We start from the raw sequence: 22649 nt of genomic DNA on the forward strand, positions 1-22649 counted from the left end.
CGGAAACGGCGGATGATAGCACATCAGGCTACCTGAAAGACCGATACGGCATCATTCGGGGCGGTAGCTGGCAGCAGCGTGCCAATACATGCCGTAGTAACGGCGTAAAAAACCGATGCTGTCGGTGGCCAGTTGGCGGAATAAATCGCCGAGGTTGTCGGCAATTTGCGAAATGCCGTTGCCGCCGTCATGTTCGAAAATAAAAATCTTGCCGCTGTGCTCGCCGTCGGTGGGCATCAGCAGGCATTCGGGGCTGTAGCCGAAATAGGCAAACACCACGGCGTTCTCCCACCAGTCGGGGAAACCGTAATAAGCCGGCGCGCCTTCAGCAGTGGTGTAAAGCCCCAATTCGTCTTCGTCCAGGGTATCTTCATCGATTTGCAACCAGTCGGCCAGTGCCGCCTTGCCCGCCTCCATCTCGCCAACCGGTAAAAAGTTCAGACAAGCCTGCGGGTCGTCCGCCCGCGCGAACAGTTGCAAACCGTTGTGGCGGCGGTACAGCGCCAGCAAGTCATCGCTCGCCCCATTCAGCCAGGCGGCCAAGCGGGCCGCCTCGTCGGCTCTCGCCGGTGCGGCGGCATGGTGGCCGACAGAGACCCGTTCGTCGCCGTCTTCGGTCTGATTGATGATGTGCGGATCGGCGGCATCCAGCAGGGTGTGCAAATGGGCAAATAAAGATTGGGCATCCATCTGTTTCAAGCCTCCTGAAATAAAACATCAAATAAACCAATAAAGAATTTGCTTTATGGGCATCGCAGGCTACCTGAAAGGATGTTCAGGTAGCCTGCTGGTTTACCCTACCGGCTCATCAGCCCAAAGCCTTGCGTGCGCCGGCAAACAGGCGGTACCAGCCGGAAAGTTCGCTGTCGCGCCAATCGTCGGGGTGCCAGCTCATTTGGGCGGTGCGGTACACGCGCTCGGGGTGGGGCATCATGATGGTGACGCGGCCGTCGGCGTTGGTCACGCCCGCGATGCCTTGTGGCGAGCCGTTGGGGTTGAGCGGGTAGGTTTGGGTGACTGCGCCCAAGCCGTCCACATATTGCAGGGCGATGTTGAGGCCGTCTGCGACCGTAGGAAGTCCCTGTGGGGAAATTTTGCCGCCGGTATGGGCGAAATCGGCGCGGCCTTCGCCGTGGCTCACCACCACGGGGAGATGGCTGCCCTGCATTTCGGCCAGAATCAGCGAGGGCGATTTGGGTACGGCCACCATGCTCAGGCGGGCTTCAAACTGCTCGCTTCGGTTGCGTTTGAACTTCGGCCAGCCTTGCGTGCCGGGAATGATTTCCGCCAGATTGCTCACCATTTGGCAGCCGTTGCACACGCCCAAAGTGAGCGTGTCGCCGCGCTCGAAGAAGGCGCTGAACTGGTCGCGCAGTTCGGGGTGGAACAGGATGGATTTCGCCCAGCCTTCGCCCGCACCCAATACGTCGCCGTAGCTGAAGCCGCCGCACGCGGTGAGCATTTGGAAGTCGGCGAGTTTCACGCGACCGGCCATCAAATCGCTCATGTGTACGTCGTAAGCATCGAAGCCCGCGCGGGTAAAGGCGGCGGCCATTTCCACTTGTCCGTTCACGCCTTGTTCGCGCAACACGGCGATTTTCGGCTTTACACCGCTTGCGATGAACGGCGCGGCGATGTCTTCTTTAAGGTCGAATGTCAGGTCGGCAAACAGCGCGCTGCGTTGCTTGTCGGCCAGCAGGGCAAATTCGCTGTCGGCGCATTCGGGGTTGTCGCGCAGGCGTTGGATTTGGTAGGAGGTTTCCTGCCAGGTTTGTTGGAGTTTCAGACGGCTTTCGTTGAAAATCAATTCGTTGCCGCTGTAAATGTGCAGCGTATCGGTATCGTTGGGGGCAGCGATTTCGGATACCGCGTCCTGTAAACCGGCGGCAGTCAAGGCTTGCCACACGTTTTCGGCATCGGCTTGGCGCACTTGCAGCACCGCGCCTAATTCTTCGTTAAACAGTACGGAAAGCGCGTCTGCATTTTCAGGCAGCCGCACGTCCAAACCGCAACGTGCCGCAAACGCCATTTCCGCCAGCGCGGCAAACAGGCCGCCGTCGCTGCGGTCGTGATAGGCCAAGAGTTTGTCTTCGGCCACAAGCTGCTGAACCGTTTCGTAAAACGCTTTCAGACGGCCTGCTTCGATGTCGGGCGCGTCGCCGCTGAAGTCGTTGTACACCTGACTCAAGGCCGAACCGCCCATGCGGGCGCGGCCGAAACCCAAATCCACAAACAGTAATACGCTGTCGGCCACGTCTTTCAATTCGGGCGTCACGGTTTTGCGCACGTCCTGTACGAGGGCGAAGCCGGTAATGATCAGGCTCAACGGCGAAGTAACCGATTTTTGCGTGCCGTTTTCCTGCCACACGGTTTTCATGGAAAGCGAATCTTTGCCCACGGGAATGCTGATGCCCAGCTCCTGACAGGCCTGCGACACGGCTTCGACGGTGCGGTAGAGTTTTTCGTCTTCGCCGGCATTGCCGCAGGCGGCCATCCAGTTGGCGGAGAGTTTGATGTTGCCGATGTCGCCGATATTCACGCCGGCAAGGTTGGTCAGCGTTTCGCCGATGGCCATGCGGCCGGAAGCGGGCGCGTCGAAGAGGGCGACGGTCGGTTTTTCGCCCATGGCCATGGTTTCGCCTTTATGGGTGTTGAAACCCATCATGGTTACGGCGGCATCGGCCACGGGGGTTTGGTAACGCCCCACCATTTGGTCGCGGTGGGTCATGCCGCCGACGCTGCGGTCGCCGATGGTAATCAGGAAGTTTTTGGCGGCCACGGTGGGCAGGCGCAACACGCGGTAAGCGGCTTCTTTCAGGTCGATATGGCTACCTGAAAACGGTTTGTCAGACGGCCTCACGGTGTGGTCGCTGCGGGTGGTTTTGGGCGGTTTGCCGAGCAAGATGTTCAGCGGCAAATCAACGGGATTGTTGCCGTACAAATCGTCGCGCACTTGCAGATGGCCGTCGTCGGTGGCGGTGCCGACCACGGCAAACGGGCAGCGTTCGCGTTCGCAGATTTCGCGGAATAAATCGAGGCTTTCCGGCAAAATCGACAACACATAACGCTCTTGCGCTTCGTTACACCAAATCTGCATCGGGCTTAAGCCGTGTTCTTCCAGCGGCACGTCGCGCAGCTTGAAGATGGCGCCGCGCCCGGCATCGTTCACCAATTCGGGAAAGGCGTTCGACAGGCCGCCCGCGCCCACGTCGTGAATGGCGATAATCGGGTTGCCCGCGCCGAGCTGCCAGCAGCGGTCGATCACTTCCTGCGCGCGGCGTTCGATTTCGGGGTTGCCGCGCTGTACGGAATTGAAATCCAAATCGGCCGCGTTGCTGCCGGTGTCCATAGACGAAGCCGCGCCGCCGCCGAGCCCGATGAGCATGCCGGGGCCGCCAAGCTGAATCAGCAGCGCGCCTTCGGGAATGCGGTTTTTGTGCGTCTGCTGCGCCTGAATGTTGCCCAAACCGCCGGCAATCATAATCGGCTTGTGGTAGCCGCGCATTTGGCCTTCGTATTCCGCTTCGAAAGTGCGGAAATAGCCCGTGAGGTTGGGGCGGCCGAATTCGTTGTTGAACGCCGCGCCACCGATGGGGCCTTCAATCATGATGTCGAGCGGGCTGCTGATGTGCCCGGGTTTGCCGTAGGGTTTTTCCCACGGTTGGGGCAGTTCGGGAATGTTGAGGTTGGAGACGGTAAAGCCGGTCAGGCCCGCTTTCGGGCGTGCGCCGCGTCCGGTTGCGCCTTCGTCGCGGATTTCGCCGCCCGCACCGGTGGCCGCGCCGGCAAAAGGCGCGATGGCGGTGGGGTGGTTGTGGGTTTCCACTTTCATCAGAATGTGCGTTTCTTCTTCGCTGAAGCGGTAGCCCTGCGCTTCGTCCGCACGCGGGTAGAAACGCTCGATTTTCGCGCCTTCGATGATGGAGGCGTTGTCTTTATAGGCCACAACGGTGCCTTCGGGGTGGGCGTTGTGGGTGTCGCGAATCATGCCGAACAGCGATTTGGGCTGCGGCTCGCCGTTCAAGACGAAATCGGCATTGAAGATTTTGTGGCGGCAGTGTTCGGAGTTGGCCTGCGCAAACATCATCAATTCGACATCGCTGGGGTTGCGCTGCAAGGCTTGGTAGTTTTCCAGCAGGTAGTCGATTTCGTCGGGCGACAGCGCCAAGCCCAGTTCGCTGTTGGCTTGTATTAAAGCGTCTTTGCCTTTGCCTAAAACATCAACGGTGGCGAAGGTTTGCGCTTCGGGGTGGGCGAAGAGCTGTGAGGCCGTCTGAAAATCGGGCAACACGCTTTCGGTCATGCGGTCGTGCAAGAGGGCGGCCCATTGCTGTTTTTGCCCGGCGTTCAGTTCGCCTTTCACCCACACCGCCATGCCGCGCTCGATGCGTTCGATTTCGCCCAAGCCGCAGTTGTGCGCGATGTCGGTGGCTTTCGATGCCCACGGCGAAATGGTGCCGATGCGCGGGGTGATTAAAAACAAATGCAGGCTGTTTTCGGCTTCGGGTGTTTTTTCGACACTTTCTGCTTCCAACAAAGCCTGCAATTTCGTTGCGATTTCGTTGTTCAGCGCGGATTCGCTGCTCACAAAATACCAAAATTCGCTGCTTAATTCTGCTTTCGGCAGGCCGGCGGCCGCGGCTTTTTGCAGGAGTTTTTCAACACGGAAATCAGACAGGGCGGCAACGCCGCGCAAGGGCAATACGACGGACATGATGGCTCGTGCTCACACAAAATCGGAAAGATAAAAAGAGAGGCGGATTATACGCGAAAACGCCTTTCCCCCACCCAAGATTTTGCCCGCGCAGGCTACCTGAAAGCTGTCTGCCCGCCCGCAGGCGGCGTAGGCTGGCAGATACGGCGGGCTTGTGATAGCGTAAGGCCTGTTTCAGTTAGACCGGCGGCGGTATTGGGAGTCAAGCATTCCCGCCACACGGCCATTTTACCGAGGACACCATATGAAAAAAATCGAAGCCATCATCAAACCGTTCAAGCTCGACGACGTGCGCGAAGCGCTCACCGAAATCGGCATCACCGGCATGACAGTGAGCGAAGTGAAAGGGTTCGGCCGCCAAAAAGGCCACACCGAAATCTACCGCGGCGCAGAATACGCGGTGGACTTTCTGCCCAAAGTGCGGCTGGAAATTGTGCTGGCCGACGACTTGGTGGAGCACGCAGTGGAGACCATTGTGCAGGCAGCGCAGTCGGGCAAAATCGGCGACGGCAAAATTTTTGTGCTGCCGGTGGAAAGCGTGATCCGCATCCGCACCGGCGAACGCGACGAAGCGGCGCTCTAACCACCCGCCGCGGCCAACTTCAGGCTACCTGAAAACAGCCGGCACCGTTATGCCACCGGTGCCGGCTGTTTGCTTTCAAGCCGAATCAGGCCACGCCGTAGCGGTCGCGGTAGGCCTGTACCGGCGCTAGGTGTTCGCGGAACTGCGCATCGTCCTGCAACAGCGCCAGCAAATCGCGCAGGCTGGCAATCGCCACCACCGGCAGGCCGTATTGCTGCTCCACTTCCTGCACGGCAGATAATTCTCCGCTGCCTTTTTCCATACGGTCGAGCGCAATCGCCACCGCCGCAGGCGTGGCGCCGGCGGCTTCAATCAGCTTGACCGACTCGCGCACGGAGGTGCCGGCGGAAATCACGTCGTCGATAATCAGCACCCGCCCTTTAAGCGGCGCCCCCACCAGCACGCCGCCTTCGCCGTGGTCTTTCGCCTCTTTGCGGTTGTAGGCAAACGGCACGTTCACGCCCTGCTCGGCCAACATCATGGCGGTGGCCGCCGCCAGAATGATGCCTTTGTAGGCCGGGCCGAACAGCATGTCGAACGGCACCTTGCTTTCCAAAATCGCTTGGGCGTAAAAACGCGCCAGCGCGAGGGTGGCCGCGCCGTCGTTAAACAGGCCGGCGTTGAAAAAATAAGGCGACTGGCGGCCGGCCTTGGTGGTGAATTCGCCAAACTTCAATACTTCGCGCTCCAGGGCGAAACGGAGGAAATCCTGACGGAATGCGGACATGCTATGCTTACCTTTGCAATCAAAATTCGAAAAGCGGGCATTATATCGCCAAAAGGCTACCTGAACGCCGCCGCCGCACAGAGAAACCCGCGCGGCTGGTTTTCAGGTAGCCTTCATAGGCGGTCTGGCCGCCACTGAGCTTAATCAAACCCGCTATATTGGAAAGGCTACCTGAAACCGCACACTGCGCTTTCAGGTAGCCTGCTTGCCGCAGGCCAATCATCAGGCAGCGGCAGGGTTTACCAATAACCGAGCAGTTTCCACCATAGGCCGCCGATGAACACGAACACCAGCAGGTTTACCACGCTCATCACAAAGCCGGCTTTCCACCATTCGCCCAGCGTGGTGTAACCCGAGCCGAAAATCACGGGCGACGTGCCGGTGGCGTAGTGGGTGAGCGTCATCATCAGGCTGGAAGCGGCCGCCATCAGCAGGGCGAACAGCATGGGCGGCGCACCCAAGGCGATGCCGGCGGTGTAGAACGCGGCCAGCATGGCGGTGATGTGGGCGGTGGTGCTGGCAAACATATAGTGGGCATACATATAAGCCAGCAACAGCAGCGCCGAAGCGGCCACCCAGTTCAGCCCCATCTGTTCGATGCCGCCTTCCAGCACGCCGGAAAACCAGGCAATCAGGCCGAGTTTATTCAAGAAAGTGGCCATCATCACGAGTGCGGCAAACCAAGTGACGGTATCCCACGCGCTTTTTTCTTTCAGCACATCGTCCCACGACAACACGCCGGAGAGCAGCAGCAGCGACAGGCCGACAAAAGCGGTGGTGGTGGCATCCACTTTCCAGCCGTCGCCCAATAGCATGGCCGGCACGCCTGCCCACAAAATCAGCAGCAGCGCAAAAATGCCGAGCATGATTTTTTCACCGCGGTTCATGGCGCCCAATTCGTTCAGCCGCTCTTTGGCAAACTGCGCCGCATTGGGCGTTTCTTTGATTTCGGGCGGGTAGATGAAATAGAGCACCAAGGGCATCAGAAACATCGCCGCCAAGCCGGGCAGCAGCATGGCCAAGGCCCAAGTTCCCCAAGTGAGGTGGATGTCGGAGTTAGTAGCCTCCGCAATCAGGTTCACAATCAGCGGATTGGGCGCGGTGGCGGTGATGAACATGGCCGAGGTGATCGGATTGCTGTGGTAGTTCACCAGTGCCAGATATTTGCCGATGCGGCCTTGCGTGCCTTTTTCGGGATCGGAATCGTAGCTGGCGGCAATCGCTTTCATCACGGGGTGGATGATGCCGCCGCCGCGTGCGGTGTTGCTCGGCGTAACGGGGGCGAGCAGCAGCTCCGACAAGGCCAGGCTGTAACCGATGCCCAAGGTTTTTTTGCCGAACAGGGAAATAAACAGATAACCGATGCGCGCACCCAAGCCGGTTTTCAGGATGCCGCGCGAAATCATGATGGATACGCCGATCAGCCAAATCAAGGGGCTGGCGAAACTGCTCAAGGCGTCTTTAATCGCATCGGCGGGTTTGTCGGCGGTTACGCCGGTAAGCGCCACCAGCATGATGGCCACCATCGACAAAGCGCCGATCGGCATGGCCTTGCCGATAATGGCGGCAATCACGCCGACAAACATGGCCAGCAGTTTCCAGGCTTCGGGTTTGACCTCGGCCGGAGTAGGAATCAGCCATACCGCCACACCCAAGCCCACGGCCACCGCCATCGGAATCGGCTTGAAACCGAGTTTGCTCCGGTTTTCGTTTTTTTCGCTCATCGTGCACTCCTTGTGAATGTGATGCAGTTGAGGGGAGCTGCCGCCCGAAGGCAGCAAGCAATTCAAATGTAACAAGAATCGCACGGATAGGATTTGACCGGACGCAAAGATTGGCCGCTTCGCACCGTCCCCACCAAATAAAACAGGCTTTCAGGTAGCCTGAAAGCCTGTCACCGCCTTACTTAATCTGCCGCCAAGCCGTTTGCTTCAACATCGAAACGGCGCACCTGGCGGATAAATTCGCGCATTTTATGTGGGCATTTCACGCCCGGCGCGCTTTCCACCCCGCTGGAAACGTCCACCGTGCGGGCGCCGGTTTGCCGTAACGCCGCCGCCACATTGCCCGCATGCAGCCCGCCGGACAAAATCCACGAAACGGCCAGGCGCTCGGGCAGCACCGACCAATCGAAAGCATGGCCGGTGCCGCCGTATTCGCCTTCCACATGGGCGTCCAGCAGCATGGCACGGGCATCGGCATAACAGGCGGCCGCCTGCACTATATCGGCCGCCTTACGCACCCGCACCGCTTTCAGATACGGACGTTGGAACTGGCGGCAGAATTCGGGCGTTTCGTCGCCGTGAAACTGCAATACGTCCACCGGCACTTGCGACAACACTTGGCGGATGCATTCGGCATCTTGGTTCACAAACAACGCCACGATGCTGACAAAAGGCGGCAAGGCAGCGGCAATCTCGCGGGCGGTGTCGATGCCGATGTGGCGTTTGCTGCCCGGGTAAAACACCAGGCCGACGGCGTCTGCGCCCAATTCGGCGGCGGCTCGGGCGTCCTCCGCCCGGGTAAAGCCGCAGATTTTGATGCGTGTGTTCATCTTTCAGGTAGCCCCTGTTGTTGCAAAAACCGCTGCAAAGCGGCTTCATCGAGGTGCCAATGGCAGATTTCGGTGTCGCCGTGCAAAAGCACCGGCACCAGCTCGTTGTAGCGCGTCTCCAGTTCGGGATCGTCGTCCACATCCAGCACGGCCAGCTCAAAGCCGTAGCGCGCCTGATACGGCTGTAAGTCGGCACGCATGCGGTGGCACAGGCTGCAATATTCGCGAAACAGCAAAGTTAACGTCATCGTCCGGCTCCAAAAATCAGGTTGAGGCTACCTGAAACAACCATTCCGGCACGGGCGGCGTGGCCACGCCCCACTCGGGCGGATAATCCACGCCGGTCAAATACAGACCGTCGGGCATAAAAGTGGGCGGCGCCTGCAAACGGCTGCGCGCCGCCAGCAATTCGGCAAAGCCCGCCACGCTGAGCCGGCCGCTGCCCACATACACCAATGCGCCCATGATGTTGCGCACCATGTGGTGCAAAAAAGCATTGCCGTGCAAATCGAGCGTGATCAGCGACGGCGTGCCGCCCAGCGTGGCGCGGTAAAGGGTTTTCACCGGCGATTTGGCTTGGCATTGGGCGGCACGGAAGCAGGAAAAATCCTGCTCGCCCACCAATAAAGCCGCCGCCTGCCGCATCGCTTCCAAATCCAAACGGTAATGCGTCCATCCCGCCCGGCCCACCAATAAAGGGGAGCGCACCGGCGCCGACTGCAACACATAGCGGTAGCGGCGGCCGCAGGCATCGAAGCGGGCATGAAAAGCGTCCGGCACCGACTGCACCTGCCACACCGCCACACCCTCGGGCAGATGGGTGTTCACCCCACGCACCCATGCCTGATCGGGCCTGTCGGCACGGCTGTCGAAATGCACCACCTGGGCCGTGGCGTGTACGCCGGTATCGGTGCGGCCGGCCGCCACCACCGACACCGGCTCGCCGGCCATGCGGCTCAAAGCCTCTTCCAACGCGGCCTGTACGGTGGCCACGCCGTCGGCCTGTTTCTGCCAGCCGAAAAAGCGGCCGCCGTCGTAACTGAGCCACAAAGCGCGGCGCCTGAAGCCGTGGGAAGGCGGAGAAGAAATCATGTGCTCCATTGCGTTTGCAAAATCAAAGGTCTCAGGCCGGACAACACCGGCCCGACCGATTGTAAAGACAAAACCAACCCGGGCAGTCAGCCCGGGTTGGCAGCGGTCATACCGTCAAACGGTTAACCCAATTCTTTCAGCAGGGCTTGGGCTTGCGCCTGAATGCTGCTGCCGTTGGATTCATTGACCAATTCCATCAAAGTCTGACGGGCCGTATTGGCATCATCAATTTCCAAATACATCTTGGCCAACTCCAGCTTCGCTTCCAGCGCCTCTTGCGGCAGCGAAGCCGGCTGCTGAACCGCTTCCGCCCAATCCAAGGCTTCGGCTTCCAGTTTGGCCGAATCAACCGGCTGAACCTCGGCACTCTCGAAAGCCGTGTCAAAAGACAAAGCGCTATCCGCGGCTTCCACGGTGGCGGGTGCAGCCGCTTCTTCTGCCGCTTGCAGAACGGCGGGCTCGGCATCATCTACGAAATTCAGGCTGTCCAGATTGAAATCCAAATCTCCGGCTTGGTCGTCAAAACCGGGCGCCGGAGCAGGCTCTTCGGCGGCCACAGCCAAAGACAGATGGTCATCAACCGCAAAGTCTAAAGCAGACACCTCTTCTGCGCTCACTTCCGGCTGCCAATCTGTCTCAAAGCTGACCGCTTCCCGCTCCGCAGCGTGGGCGGTTTGTGCCAATGCGGCCGGTTCACCGACATCGAAAGACAAACCGTCGTCTTCCTCGGCGCCAAACGGCAGGGCTTCAACCGGCGCCGTCACTTCGCCAACAGACACGGGGGCTTGCGGCTGCGCAGACAGATCAAAATCAAACTCAGCGGCCTCCGGAGCCGTTGGCTCTTGGTCTGCCACAAACTGCGGTGCAAGCTCTGCTTCAGCCGCAGATGCTTGCAGGCTCTCTTCTGCAGGCGGGGTTTCATCTTCCCACACCCAAGCCAAATCGTCTTCAACGACCGGCGGCGCAGGCTCGGCAACCGGCGTATTGTGTGCGGCAGGCAATGCCTCATCACCGAAGTTTAGCCAATCGTCGGCAGACTTGGCCGCCACCGTAGCAGCTGCCGCCACACCGGCAGCCGTGGTGGCAGTTGCCGGCTCAGCAGAAGGCGGCTCGGCTGTCGGCGAGAAGGGCACGGCCTCCTCTGTTTGGTCTTCCAACCAGCTCCAATCGTCTTCTTCTGCCGCCGCTTCGGCTTTTGCTGCAACGGACTCAGTGTCCGGCGTATCGCCCAAATGCTGCTGCTCGGCCAATTGGTCGAGATTCAAATGCAGGTCGTCTTCTGCTACCGCACCGGCGGCGGCGGTCTGCGCCGTCTGGGTATCGGTTGCGGGAGCCGGGCTGTTGATGTCTTCGAAGAACAAATCATCTTCATCATCGACGGGGGCGCCGGCTGCCGCTGCTGCCGCATGGGGTTTTCTACGACGGTTGGACAGCAGATACGCCAGGCCGCCGAGAACAACGGCACCACCTGCTCCATACAACGCCCACTTCATCCAATCGGGTTGTTCTTCCTGAAGCGCAGGCGTTTCGGCCGCCGGCGCAGGTGCCGGTTCGGCCACCGGGGGAGCAACAGGCTCGGATACTTCGGCAGCCGCAGCCTCAGATGCGGCCGCTTCAGAAACGGCCACCGCTTCGGAGGCCGTCGCCTCGACAGGCGCAGGCACCGGCTCGCTAACCGCCGGCACTACCGGCTCTGCGGTTTCGGCAGGCTTCGCCGCCTGCTCGGGTGTAGCGGGCGGCGTGGCGCTTTCTGCGGCAGGTGGCGTTTGTGTTGCCGGCGCGGTTTGTTCTGCCGCTTGGGCAGACGGTGCCGCCGCCTCATCCGCAGCAGCACGCACACGGATTTGGCTGTCTCGTGCCAAACGGCGCAACTGGGCCGCTTCGGGAATAATCAGCGTCGTTCCGCTGTACATCAAATCGGGGTTGCCGTTGCGGAACGACTTAGGGTTGGCCCGAACCAAAGCATTGATGGTTTGGCGCAAAGTCATGCCTTCAGGCTGCACGCGCTGGGCGATGTCCACCAGCAATTCGCCGTCTTTCACCTGATAGCGCGAACCGCGTACCACTTCTACGCGGGCGGGCGCCTGCGCTGGGCGCGAACGGTTGCGCTCACGCTCGCTTTGACGGCGCGGCTGCTCTGCGGCACGCTCGCGGCCGGGCTTGGGCGCCTCTTGGACCGCACGCCACGCAGGCTGCGGCGCAACAGTGGGCGCCTGATAATCTTTGGGATCCAACATGGCGGTGTATTGGCGGTTTTGGTTGCCTACCCCGAGCCAAAAAGTAACGACCGGCTCTTTCATCGGCGCGCTCGAACGCAAGCGGATAACGGCACGGTCGCTGCTTTGTTGGACAACCGTCGCGGTCAGATTGGCACCGATTACGGCCGGTTTGACCGAGCCGGCCAAGGCCCGCGCTTCATCGCCGGTTACCACTACGGTGCCGGCAAAAGGCTCGTCCAAATTGGATTGAACCTGCAGGCCGCCCATGGCGGCTGAGGCATTGAGCGATGCCGCCAAGCCCAAAGAAGCGGCGATCAACTTCACTTTACACTGTTTATTAAACATTAAACCTCCCTTAACAGCCCGAATTGAATTTGCACCGACTTTTTCAGACGCGGCACCGCACCGACGGGGACCGCTTATGCGGTCATTCGCACAAATACATCACGGTAAGTCCAAACAATTCGGGCATCATATCGTTTCTTAAACCCGTGTGCCAAGCATCTTAAACGGTTTGGCCCTGTTTCAGACACGAAAGTGAAACATTTTTTACAAAAACTTGCCGACGCTTTTGTGAAAAGGCTACCTGAAAACCGTTTTCCGCATCCTGCTGCGGCAAAATGATGCATTCTTCCCTTTACACAGGTATGATTAGGGCGTTTTTAAATTTAGAGCTTGCTCTTAATTCACTTGGGCGACGAGTTGATCTTCACCGCTTAGCGGTCGGCAAACCGCCCATACAGACATCCCTGCAATTAGGGTCTGCCCCATCAACCCAAGATTAGGAATACCACACCATGCTGTTTATGCTGATGGCTTCAGATGTTGAAGATTCTTTAGAAGCCCGTTTGGCCGCACGCCCCGCGCATGTGGCCCGCTTGAAGGCCCTGCAGGAAGCAGGCCGTTTGGTATTGGCCGGCCCCTGCCCCCTGCCCGACAACGATTCGGCCTTTTCAGGTAGCCTGATTGTGGCCGAATTTGATTCGCTGGATGCGGCAGAAGAGTGGGCGGGCCAAGACCCTTATGTGGAAGCCGGTGTGTATGCCGAAATTCTGATTCGTCCGTTTAAAAAGGTGTTGCCGGAATGATTGCCGACACCATCCGCCAACGCCTCGAGGCGGCCTTCGCGCCCGCCACCCTCGAATTGGCAGACGAAAGCCACAAACACGTGGGCCATGCTGGCAACCGCGGCGGCGGCCACTACCGCCTGCTGATCGTCAGTCCGGCGTTTGCCGGCATGAGCCGCATCGCCCGCCAACGCGCCGTGCAAGAAAGCCTGCAAGACCTGTATGCGCAAGACATCCACGCGCTCAGCATCCGCGCACAAACACCCGAAGAATACCGGGCTTAACAGCGAACCGCCCCATCCGATTCGAAACCACCTAAAAAAGTAAAGGACAGCAACATGATGAAAAAAACCGCCCTTGCTCTCTTTCTGAGCGCCGCCTTGGCTTCTGCTTCCGCAACAGCCGAAACCGTGGTCACCGTCAACGGCACCCGCATCGACAGCAGCGCCATCGACCAACAAGTGAAAATCATCGGCGAACAAAGCAACGGCCAAGTGCAAGACAGCCCTGCCCTGCGCGAAAACATCGCCCGCCGCTTGGTTACCCGCGAACTGATGATGCAGGAAGCGCGCCGCCTGAAACTGCACGAAACCCCGGAATACAAAAACATCATCGAGAGCGCCCGCAACGAAGCGCGCACTTCCGGCGAAGACCGCAAACCCACGTTTGCCAGCGACTGGGCCACTTTTGAAGGCAATGTCACCGCCCAAGCCCTGATTGCCCATATCCTGAACAACAACCCGGTAACCGATGCCCAAGTGCAACAGGCCTATAACGAAATCACCAACCGCTACCGCGGCACACAAGAAGTGCAGCTGGGCGAAATCATCGTCAACAGCCGCGATAACGCACAAAAAGTGGGCGAAGCCCTGCGCCGCGGCCAACGCTTCAGCGATGTGGCCCGCCAATACACCATCGACCCGCAAAGCAAATCCCGCGGCGGCATCAACCCCGAATTTACCCCGTTGAAAGATTTGGAGGACGCCGCCCCCGAAGTGTATAACGCCGTCAAATCGCTCAACCGCGGCGCCTACACCCGTACGCCCGTAGAAGGCAACGGCATCTTCGCCTTCTTCTATATCAACAACAAACGTGCGGTGAACGTGCCGCCGTTCGCCCAGCTGAAACCGCAAATCCAACAAGACCTGCAAAACCTGCTGATCGAACGCGAAATCGCCCGCCTCTACCAACAAGCCACCATCCGTTAATCCGTTTTCGTAGGACATCGATTCAATGAACAAACGCACCACTGCCTTCGCCGTGGCCGCCGCCTTGGCGGCCGGCTGGGCGATTGCCGCCGAAGCTCCCAAAATTGCCGATGAGCGCGTCGATATTCTGGTAAAAGAAATCGAGCAGCAACAGCGGGCCCAACAAGAAGGACAGCCCGGCGCCCCCCAACCCGACACCGCCGCCATCCGCAAATATGCACTCAACCAACTGCAAAGCGTGGAAGTGCTGAAAAATGCGGCCATTGCTGCCGGCTTGGACAAAAAACCCGAAATCCAAGCACGCCTGGCCAATGTACAAGCCGAACTGTATGCCCACGCCTATACCGAACACCTGAGCTCGCAAATCACCGTCAGCGATGCCGACATCCGCCGCCTGTATGACAGCCTGGCCAGCCAAGTGAAGCTGCAACACGTGAAATTCGACAACGAAGCCACCGCCAACGAGGCGCTGGATCTGTTGCGCAAAGGCATGAGCTTCCCCGAACTGATGCGCCGCTACCCCACCGACAACGGCATCCAAGACGCTTGGATGAGCGTGCAGCAAATGCCGCCTGAAATCGCCGAAACCGTCAACGGCATGACCCGCGGCCAAATCAAACCGGTGAAAATGCCCGACGGCAATTTCTTCATCTTCAAACTGGCCGACACCCGCACCGACCCCGATGCACCGCCCTTCAGCCAAGTGAAAGACATGCTGGCCGAACAAACCAAGCAGCAGCGCGTGCAGGAAGAAATCTTCAAGCTGTTGCGCGAACACGGCGTGGATCCGACCATGTAAGGCAATATGGCCTAACACGCAAACCAAAGGCTACCTGAAAGCACTTCAGGTAGCCTTAATCTACCTCCTTATCCCCTCAAACTGAGCTGGAGACCTTTGCCAAATTTCCCAATGTAGGGTAGCTCAAGGCCTAACCATGCAGCGAGTGGGCCGCAGCCAAGGCAGATACGCTGCAGGTCAGGATTCGCAAAAGCCTCTGACTCAATGGCGCACAGCTTTCAGACAGCAACCGGCAAGGCGGCAATTCTTTGCATCGCATCACCAAGTCCGCAGCAAGCTGTCTGCTGCATCAACAGACTTTATCTACGCCGGCAGCAGGGCGCCGGCCTCGTCCCGCCTTATGCCTTCCTCATCTGCTTAAGCGCCCGCAGGCAGCGGCGGTACCAGCGCTTCTGTTCAGCCCGGGCAGGCAGACCGTCGGCATAATTCCAACGGCGGTATTGCTGTAACAACTGCGTCAGCTCGGGTGTCAGCAGGCCGTTTTCGGCCAGCATCTGCTCGGTTTCCAGCGGCCCCAAAGCAGCCAATTCCGCTTCATCCGCACCAATCAGACGGGATTTGAGCAGCGCAAAGCCGTCTTCCAAGGGATGGGCGCCGCGCCGCTGCTGGCGACGCCACCACAGCCACAAGGGCCAGGCCGCCAAGCCCAACCCCACCGCGAGAAACAGCAGCAGGCTCGCCAAACCGAAGCCGCCCAAACCCAAACGGCGGAACAAATCGTTTTGCGCACTTTGGTCGTAATTCACCACCCATTGCTGCCAATAATACTGGCTCTGTGCCGAAACCTGGCTCAGCCACGCCCAACTGCGGTTGCCCGCAATCAATTCCTGGTCGTTTTCGCTGAGCGCCGCATTCAGGCTCTGTTCAAGAAAATTCTGATTGGCCGCCGCCGTCGGGTCGATACGCAGCCACACCTGTTCCTGCGGCAGCCATACTTCGGCCCAGGCATGCGCGTCACGCCCGCGCACCTGCCAAAAGCCGCCGTCGGCATTGTATTCGCCGCCCAAATAACCGGTGACCACCCGCGCCGGCAAACCGGCCGCCCGCATCATCACCACAAAACTTTCCGCATAATGCTCGCAAAAGCCCTGCTTGGTGGCGAACATAAAATCATCGATGCGGTTCGGCCCCGTGGTCAGGGGCGGGCTGAGCGTATAGGCAAACTGTTGGCGGCGGTAGTAATCGAGCACCCGCGCAATATAGTCTTGCGGCGAAGCCGACTGGCCCTGCAACTGTTGCGCCAACTGGCGGATGCGCGGATTGGCCGTGCCCGGCAGCGCGGTCAAAGCCGCCCGGCGGCCGGCGGCCAGCCTTTCAGGTAGCCTGTCGCCCAAACCCGCCTGCAAATGGAAACGGCGCAAACCTTCATGGCTGTTGACGCGCACGGTATGCCCTTCTGCATAGCGCATCTTGCTGCGCGACTGCGCCGCCTGCCGGCTGATTTGCGGATAATCCAAGGCCGGAATCCGCCCGCGCTCGTCGCGCAGAATCATGCTGTACGCCACCGTTTCCGCCGTAGTGTCGGAACGGGCCGCACTGTCGGCATGATCGTTGTCGGCAGACCATTGTCGGCCGTCAAAACGGCTCATGGTGATCGCGCGCCAATACAGCTGGTGCCGCTGCGGCATAAAGCCAGCGTCGAAAGTGGCGTTAAACGCCAGCTGGTTGCTCTGCACCAACTGGCTGATGCTGCCCGGCTGCATGGTGTCGGACAAACCCGTTTGCGCCTGATGCTGCTTGGGCTGCGGAATGCGCCACAAAGGTTCGCTCAGACGCGGCACCGCCACAAACAACACCGCCGCCAGCGGCAGGGTCAGCAGCAGGGCGGTGGCGGCATGGCGGGCCGCCGGACGCGGCGGCATATTGAGCAGGGCCGCACAGGCGGCAATGCCGAACAATCCGGCCAGCAGCCAGACGCCGATGAGCAGGTTTTGGTTGAGCAGCACGGTGGCCCCGCTCAGGAACACCATGCCGATCAGCTGTATGTGCCAATCGCGCAGACGGCGGCTTTCATAGCTTTTCAGCAGCAACAGCAGCAACAGCAAAGCGCTGCCGCCTTCGCTGCCCACAATGGTGCCCAACTGTGAAAACACAAAACCGCCCACCGCCAGCCCGCCGATGCCCACCAGCCACGGGCGTAACGGTTGGGCAGAACCGGCCAGCCGGCCCAGCTGCACGGCCCACAACACACCGAACACCGCCATCACCGGCCACGGCAGCGCAAACGCCAACGGCAGGCTCAGCCACAACAGCAGGCAGATAAAACCCAAACGGGCGGCACGCGCAGGCGCTTGGTCGGCAGAGGCAGTCAGCGGTTTCGACATGGTGAAAATAGCTTGAGTAGAAGGCGGCGCTATTGTACGGGAGGCTACCTGAAAGCAAAACCGTTTCCCTAAGCACGCCTTGCCGGCGGGCCGGTAACAGCGTTTTTCCGAATCAAACCGCCGCCATGCCCACCGGCGGCCTGCTTCGGTTTTCAGGTAGCCTGCACGCAAAACGCCCCGCGCGGCACAGCGAAAATCTGTACCGCACGGGGCGTGAAGAAAAACCGTTTAGCCGATGGCAGGCAGGGTTTTCGCCAAAGCCAAGGTATTGCCGATCAAACCCAAATCCTGCTCGGCAAAGCAAGCGTTTTCGAGAATCAGGCCGCCGTGCGGGCGGTCGGCATGCAGGCTCATGCGCATTTGAGCGGGCGTGAAGGACAGGCCGCGTTCGCGCGCAAATTCGGCGGCGCGGCGGTTGGCGGTTTTCAGCATCGGAATCAGGGTCACATCCAGATGGAACACCCGCACGCCCAACACCAAAATACGGGCGGCAAACCAATCGGCTTCTTCGGTGAACACCTCGGGGCTGCGGCCGTCGAAACGGTGGCGTTTGGCCGCAATCAAACACGCCACGGTACGGATTTGCGGCAGCAGGGCTTCGCTGAGCATAAACGCTTTGCCGGCCGGGGCGGCGGTTTGCAAGTCGGCACGGTGCTGGTTGCCGTCCACCGCCAAATACCAGCGTTGCAGCTCAACGGCGGCTCGGGTTTGGGCGGCGGGGCGGCATTCGGTTTTCAAAGCGGCGTTCATGGGAGGTTCCTTATCGGCTGGTCGGCTCATGGTGTCGTTTCTACAATCGAGCGGCCTGCCGGGGCAATAAAAAAACCGCTCGGTGGGTTTCCGGGCGGTGGCTTTTCTATTCGCTGGCTGTGCGTTTTAGGCGCACGCGAAAAAGTACCGCACGGCTGTGTGGTACCAATAAAAATAAGCGAAAGAGAAGCGGTTTTGCGTATTCATGGTGCGGCACTTTAATGCAGCGCAATCGGCGGTGTCAAGCTTTTTCTGCCGCTTCGCCCCACCTGGGCAGCAGGCCGTGCGCCACGCCGAGCTGGTCGAGAATACGCGCCACCACAAAATCCACCATGTCTGCAACGCTTTGCGGGTGGGTGTAAAACCCGGGTGCCGGCGGCAATACGGTTACCCCCAAACGCGCCAGCTTGAGCAGATTCTCCAAATGGATGACCGACAGCGGCGTTTCCCGCGGCACCACCACCAAGGGCCGCCGCTCTTTGATGCATACATCCGCCGCCCGCTCCAAGAGATGGTCCGAGGTTCCGGCCGCCACCGCCGCCACCGCGCCCATGCTGGCCGGGCAGATCACCATCGCATCGGCCGGGTTGCTGCCTGAGGCGGGCGGCGCAAACCATTCGTCGCGCCCGAACACCAGCAGTTTGTTTTCAGGTAGCCCGAAGCGTTCGCACAGCACGGCGCGGCATTGTGCGGGCTGAGAAGGCAGCGTGAGACCGCATTCCTGCTGCGCCACAATCTGTGCCGCCTGCGAATACAGCAGCCAAACCGTGATGTCGGCACGCACCAGGCATTCCAGCAGCCTCAGGCCGTAAGGCAGGCCGGAAGCGCCGGTCCAAGCCAGCGTAACGGTGCGGACGGGGCGCGAAACAGAGGGGTAAAGCATGGTTAAACGCTTTCGGGATGGTTTGCAGGGCTGTTATTATAGCCGCTTTCCCACCCTGTCCGCGTCACGGAGGAAACATCTTGAACCCCCGCCTACTGCTCTGCCTGCCGATTCTGCTGCTGACCGCCTGCGCCCTGCCCCAGGCCGCCACACCGGAAGCCGCCGCCATCCGCAAAGATCAGGCCAATATCCGCTACGACGATGACGTCAAGCTGGGCAACAGCCGCACTTCGTACGACTTCCGCAGCCTGCCCGAGCGCCCCACGCAGCCCGACGTGAACGTGGACAGCAGCCGCTCCACCGAAGCGGTGGTGCAATGTCTGAAACAGCAACTGCAAACCCGCTTCCGCCTGCCCGACGATTTCCTGCAAATCCGCAGCTACACCAACAACGTGCAAACCGTGGCCCTGCACAATCCCTTTACCCGCAAAGACGGTATTTTGATGGATGTGCACCAACGCGGCGTCGGCAGCGCCACCATCAAGCTGTATGCCAACGGCACCACCCTATCGCGCGCCTGGCGCAACCTGCCCAATAGCTGCAAATAAGCACCGGCCAGCAGGCTACCTGAAAACCCGCGTTTCCGTTATGATGCCGCCACGGCAGGCCAAGATGCCGGAATGCTCGAACAAACAAGGGAGTCACACATGAAAAAATATCTGTTGCTGCTGTTGCTCGGCTTCAGCTCGGCCGCTTGGGCGCAACGCTTCCCGGTGGACAATATGGAAGTGGCGGTATTGAAATCGGCCCAATTCCCGCAGGCGGAACTCACCAGCCAAGGCTTTTCTTGGCTGCGCTTGCTCAGCTTGGGCTGGCTGGACGGCGCCCAAACCTTCAATATGGTGCAGGGCGTACGCATCAAAGACGAAAACAACCGCTTCATTACCCACGGCATGCTGCCGCAGCACGCCGGCAAAGTGGTCGCGCTGCGCCGCAACGGAGCGGGCGAGATCATGGAAATCTGGATTCTCACCCCGATTGAACATCAGGCTTTCCAAGAGCGCGCCGCACGGCTGCAGCAGCAAAACGGCGGCCAATAAAACAACACTCTGTTGCCGTAAACAATCCGCATAAGCAGTACCGCATACCCAAAAGGCTACCTGAAAACATTCAGGTAGCCTTTGGTTTGATCTGCCTCAGCAAGAGATTAATGGTCGCTGGCTTCCGCCGCTCCGATACCGGTCATCGCACGGACATATTGCGCTTCGTAGCCGGCACGGTCGGCCTGGGCCTGCTCCGATTGGTCGGTCACCGACACAATCCACGCCACGATAAAGGCCAGCGGGATGGTGAAGATGGCCGGGTTGCCGTAGGGGAAGATGGCGCTTTCAAAACCCAGCACTTTCACCCACACGGTCGGGCCGAGAATGATCAGCAGCGCCGCGCTGAGCAGGCCGGCAAAGCCGCCGACCACGGCACCGCGGGTGGTCAGCCCCTTCCAGAACATCGAGAGCATCAGAATCGGGAAGTTGCCGGACGCGGCCAGCGCAAAGGCCAAGCCCACCATAAAGGCCACGTTTTGGTTTTCAAAGGCAATGCCCAAGATGATGGCCAACACGCCCAGAGCCAAGGTGGCGATTTTCGACATTCTCATCTCTTCCGCGGTGGTGGCGTGGCCTTTTCGGATCACCGAAGAATACAGGTCGTGGCTCACGGCGGAAGCACCGGAGAGGGTCAGCCCCGCCACCACGGCTAGGATGGTGGCAAAGGCCACGGCGGAAATAAAGCCGAGGAAGTAATCGCCGCCCACCGCTTCGGAAAGGTGTACCGCCGCCATATTGGTGCCGCCGATCATCTCGATCACCGGTTTGCCGTCGCGCATCACTTCGTGGAAGAAGTTAGGGTTGTCTTTGGTGACCAACATGATGGCGCCGAAGCCGATGATGAAGGTGAGGATGTAGAAATAGCCGATGAAGCCGGTGGCCACAAATACCGATTTGCGCGCTTCTTTGGCATCGGGCACGGTGAAGAAACGCATCAGAATATGCGGCAGGCCAGCGGTGCCGAACATCAGCGCCACGCCGAGGGAAATGGCGTCGATCGGGTTTTTCACCAAGCCGCCGGGCGCCATGATGTCCAGCCCTTTTTCGTGGATTTGGGTGGCGTTTTTAAACATGATTTCCGGGCTGAAGTCGGCCGCTTTAAGCACCATAATCGCCATAAAGCTGGCGCCGGAAAGCAGCATCACGGCTTTGATGATCTGCACCCAAGTGGTGGCCAACATGCCGCCGAACAGCACATACAGCACCATCAGCACGCCCACAATCATGACCGCCCAGTGGTAGTCGAGGCCGAACAAGAGCTCGATCAGCTTGCCCGCGCCCACCACTTGCGCAATCAGATACAGCGCCACCACCAACAGCGTGCCGGTGGCCGCAAACACGCGCACCGGCGTTTGTTTCAAGCGGTAGGCCGCCACGTCGGCAAAGGTGAATTTACCCAAGTTGCGCAGTCGCTCGGCAATCAGAAACAGCACAATCGGCCAGCCCACCAAAAAGCCGGTGGAATAAATCAGGCCGTCGTAGCCGGTGGTGAACACCATGGCGGAAATGCCGAGGAAGGAAGCGGCAGACATATAGTCGCCCGCCAGCGCCAAACCGTTTTGAAAGCCCGAAATGCCGCCGCCGGCGGTGTAGAAGTCTTTCGACGATTTGTTGCGCTTGGCCGCCCAGTAGGTGATGTAGAGCGTGGCCGCCACAAAGATAAAAAACATGATGATGGCCGGCACATTGAGCGCCTGTTTTTCCACATCGCCGGTCAGCGCATCGGCCCACAGGCTACCTGAAAGGCCCAACCACAAGGGCAAGGTTTTCCATGCTTTCATTGGCGGCCTCCTTTCATCACTTCGTCGATCACGCGGCGGGTCATGCGGTCGAATTCGCCGTTGGCTTTGCGCACATAAATGCCGGTAATTACAAAAGAAAACACAATCACAAACAGGCCGATGTAAATACCCCAGGTGGTGATGCCGCCTTCCGACACGGGAACGGCAAAGCTCTCCGGGCTGATGCCGATAAAGGCGATGTACACCACATACATCACAAACACCAAGGCCGAAAAGCCCCAGCCGAGCACGGATTTTTTCCGCGCCATCCGGCGGAATTCGGGATGCTCCAGAATCCGCTTTGCCGTTTCTCTTTCCATGATTTGACTCCTTTGTCTGCCCGGCCGCCGGATGCGGCGGAACGGTAGCGCATTAAAAAACAGCCCCGCCTGCTTAGGCCAATTTTTTTTTTGAATGAAACGCATCATCCCTGCTAATGATTCAAAAATAAGAATATGTTTTCTATTATATTTTTTGGCACAAGAAACAAGAGAAAGCCATGACACCCCTGACAGTTATGCACTTCACAGCCAGACAGCGCCAAGAAGGTGAACAGCGGAAACCCCTGCGGGAAAGAGTTGTCCGATACCCAGTAGAACAAGCGAACACATCCTGGGGCATACAGGCGCCACAAAATGCGCCGCAGATGAAAATTTGGCCATGGCCTGACGCGATATTGGCCGAAACAGACGGCTGCCGCACCCTGCCCCTGCCCTTCAGGCTGAGACCTTTACAAAACCCCCATCTGCGGCGCATTTCTGCGTTGTGCGCTGCTCACTCGTTTGCCTATCTATCTGATATGTCTGCACTCGCTGCGCTGCTACGCCTTGAACGGCATCCACATCTGGAGGTTTTGCAAAGGTCTCAGGCTACCTGAAACACCCGCACCGACAGAAATGCGCCGC

22 protein-coding genes are annotated in these 22649 nt (G+C 59.4%); 8 read left to right on the top strand and 14 right to left on the bottom strand.

The genetic code is table 11. The features are described 5' to 3' along the window. Nucleotides 1-51: 51 nt before the first annotated feature. Nucleotides 52-690 (bottom strand): SMI1/KNR4 family protein, encoded by a 639-nt coding sequence (locus HMPREF9371_RS08725; protein WP_009119695.1) that lies wholly within the window; start codon nt 688-690, stop codon nt 52-54. Between the two features lie 118 nt (nt 691-808). Further along, nucleotides 809-4714, bottom strand: a complete 3906-nt coding sequence (gene purL / locus HMPREF9371_RS08730) for a phosphoribosylformylglycinamidine synthase (protein ID WP_009119696.1) — start codon at nt 4712-4714, stop codon at nt 809-811. Between the two features lie 244 nt (nt 4715-4958). Between purL and HMPREF9371_RS08735 the strand changes: the two genes are divergently transcribed. Then, entirely contained in the window at nt 4959-5297 is a 339-nt protein-coding gene (locus HMPREF9371_RS08735) for a P-II family nitrogen regulator (protein ID WP_009119697.1), read from the top strand. A gap of 85 nt (nt 5298-5382) precedes the next feature. Here the strand turns inward: HMPREF9371_RS08735 and pyrE are convergent, their stop codons facing one another. The 7 genes from pyrE to HMPREF9371_RS11075 all read right to left on the bottom strand — a co-directional run bounded on the left by pyrE (nt 5383) and on the right by HMPREF9371_RS11075 (nt 12234). Then, nucleotides 5383-6024, bottom strand: coding sequence for an orotate phosphoribosyltransferase (gene pyrE / locus HMPREF9371_RS08740; RefSeq protein ID WP_009119698.1), 642 nt, complete (start codon nt 6022-6024; stop codon nt 5383-5385). A gap of 40 nt (nt 6025-6064) precedes the next feature. After that, entirely contained in the window at nt 6065-6247 is a 183-nt protein-coding gene (locus tag HMPREF9371_RS12590; protein ID WP_009119699.1) for a hypothetical protein, read from the bottom strand. A gap of 16 nt (nt 6248-6263) precedes the next feature. Beyond that, nucleotides 6264-7748: a DASS family sodium-coupled anion symporter gene (locus tag HMPREF9371_RS08745; protein WP_009119700.1), complete on the bottom strand. Its 1485-nt coding sequence runs from the start codon at nt 7746-7748 to the stop codon at nt 6264-6266. A gap of 182 nt (nt 7749-7930) precedes the next feature. Further along, nucleotides 7931-8578 (bottom strand): phosphoribosylanthranilate isomerase, encoded by a 648-nt coding sequence (locus tag HMPREF9371_RS08750; RefSeq protein WP_009119701.1) that lies wholly within the window; start codon nt 8576-8578, stop codon nt 7931-7933. Next, a complete protein-coding gene (locus HMPREF9371_RS08755; RefSeq protein WP_009119702.1) occupies nt 8575-8826 on the bottom strand; it encodes a glutaredoxin family protein in 252 nt (83 codons plus the stop codon). The genes HMPREF9371_RS08750 and HMPREF9371_RS08755 overlap by 4 nt, the downstream gene beginning before the upstream one ends. A 16-nt stretch (nt 8827-8842) precedes the next feature. Beyond that, a complete protein-coding gene (gene truA, locus HMPREF9371_RS08760; RefSeq protein WP_040660419.1) occupies nt 8843-9670 on the bottom strand; it encodes a tRNA pseudouridine(38-40) synthase TruA in 828 nt (275 codons plus the stop codon). 122 nt (nt 9671-9792) lie between these two features. Then, nucleotides 9793-12234: a FimV/HubP family polar landmark protein gene (locus HMPREF9371_RS11075; RefSeq protein WP_009119704.1), complete on the bottom strand. Its 2442-nt coding sequence runs from the start codon at nt 12232-12234 to the stop codon at nt 9793-9795. A gap of 452 nt (nt 12235-12686) precedes the next feature. On the opposite strand from HMPREF9371_RS11075, the gene HMPREF9371_RS08770 reads away from it, so the two are divergent. Genes HMPREF9371_RS08770 through HMPREF9371_RS08785 form a run of 4 tightly spaced genes read left to right on the top strand, consistent with a single transcriptional unit; the run spans nt 12687 to nt 14963 of the window. Continuing rightward, a complete protein-coding gene (locus HMPREF9371_RS08770) occupies nt 12687-12977 on the top strand; it encodes a YciI family protein (protein WP_009119705.1) in 291 nt (96 codons plus the stop codon). Further along, the gene (locus HMPREF9371_RS08775) at nt 12974-13240 is read left to right on the top strand and encodes a BolA family protein (protein ID WP_009119706.1); all 267 of its coding nucleotides are present in this window, start codon (nt 12974-12976) and stop codon (nt 13238-13240) included. Before HMPREF9371_RS08770 ends, HMPREF9371_RS08775 begins: the two co-directional genes overlap by 4 nt. Nucleotides 13241-13294: 54 nt before the next feature. Next, nucleotides 13295-14164, top strand: a complete 870-nt coding sequence (locus HMPREF9371_RS08780) for a peptidylprolyl isomerase (RefSeq protein WP_009119707.1) — start codon at nt 13295-13297, stop codon at nt 14162-14164. A 25-nt stretch (nt 14165-14189) separates the two neighbouring features. Beyond that, nucleotides 14190-14963, top strand: coding sequence for a peptidylprolyl isomerase (locus HMPREF9371_RS08785; RefSeq protein WP_009119708.1), 774 nt, complete (start codon nt 14190-14192; stop codon nt 14961-14963). 338 nt (nt 14964-15301) lie between these two features. Here HMPREF9371_RS08785 and HMPREF9371_RS08790 read toward each other — a convergent pair whose 3' ends face one another. The 3 genes from HMPREF9371_RS08790 to HMPREF9371_RS08800 form a co-directional block, all read right to left on the bottom strand. After that, nucleotides 15302-17287, bottom strand: coding sequence for a transglutaminase TgpA family protein (locus HMPREF9371_RS08790; RefSeq protein WP_009119709.1), 1986 nt, complete (start codon nt 17285-17287; stop codon nt 15302-15304). 228 nt (nt 17288-17515) lie between these two features. Continuing rightward, the gene (locus tag HMPREF9371_RS08795; RefSeq protein WP_009119710.1) at nt 17516-18037 is read right to left on the bottom strand and encodes a hypothetical protein; all 522 of its coding nucleotides are present in this window, start codon (nt 18035-18037) and stop codon (nt 17516-17518) included. Nucleotides 18038-18278: 241 nt separating this feature from the next. Next, the gene (locus HMPREF9371_RS08800) at nt 18279-18920 is read right to left on the bottom strand and encodes a flavin prenyltransferase UbiX (RefSeq protein ID WP_009119711.1); all 642 of its coding nucleotides are present in this window, start codon (nt 18918-18920) and stop codon (nt 18279-18281) included. Between the two features lie 80 nt (nt 18921-19000). On the opposite strand from HMPREF9371_RS08800, the gene HMPREF9371_RS08805 reads away from it, so the two are divergent. Both HMPREF9371_RS08805 and HMPREF9371_RS08810 read left to right on the top strand, forming a co-directional pair. Beyond that, nucleotides 19001-19468 carry a hypothetical protein gene (locus tag HMPREF9371_RS08805; protein WP_232203095.1) on the top strand — a complete coding sequence of 156 codons (468 nt, stop codon included), beginning with the start codon at nt 19001-19003 and terminating at the stop codon, nt 19466-19468. 99 nt (nt 19469-19567) lie between these two features. Continuing rightward, on the top strand, nt 19568-19960 hold the full coding sequence (locus HMPREF9371_RS08810) for a hypothetical protein (protein ID WP_040660421.1): 393 nt from the start codon (nt 19568-19570) through the stop codon (nt 19958-19960). Nucleotides 19961-20067: 107 nt separating this feature from the next. On the opposite strand, the gene HMPREF9371_RS08815 is transcribed toward HMPREF9371_RS08810, so the two are convergent. After that, complete coding sequence (locus HMPREF9371_RS08815) at nt 20068-21744, bottom strand: cation acetate symporter (protein WP_009119714.1); 1677 nt, start codon at nt 21742-21744, stop codon at nt 20068-20070. After that, on the bottom strand, nt 21741-22064 hold the full coding sequence (locus tag HMPREF9371_RS08820; RefSeq protein WP_040660423.1) for a DUF485 domain-containing protein: 324 nt from the start codon (nt 22062-22064) through the stop codon (nt 21741-21743). Before HMPREF9371_RS08820 ends, HMPREF9371_RS08815 begins: the two co-directional genes overlap by 4 nt. Before the next feature lie 389 nt (nt 22065-22453). On the opposite strand from HMPREF9371_RS08820, the gene HMPREF9371_RS13595 reads away from it, so the two are divergent. Further along, a complete protein-coding gene (locus HMPREF9371_RS13595; protein WP_232203139.1) occupies nt 22454-22621 on the top strand; it encodes a lipoprotein signal peptidase in 168 nt (55 codons plus the stop codon). The last annotated feature ends 28 nt before the right edge of the window (nt 22622-22649 follow it).

Origin of the sequence: Neisseria shayeganii 871 (assembly GCF_000226875.1) — a bacterium.
GTDB lineage: Bacteria > Pseudomonadota > Gammaproteobacteria > Burkholderiales > Neisseriaceae > Eikenella > Eikenella shayeganii.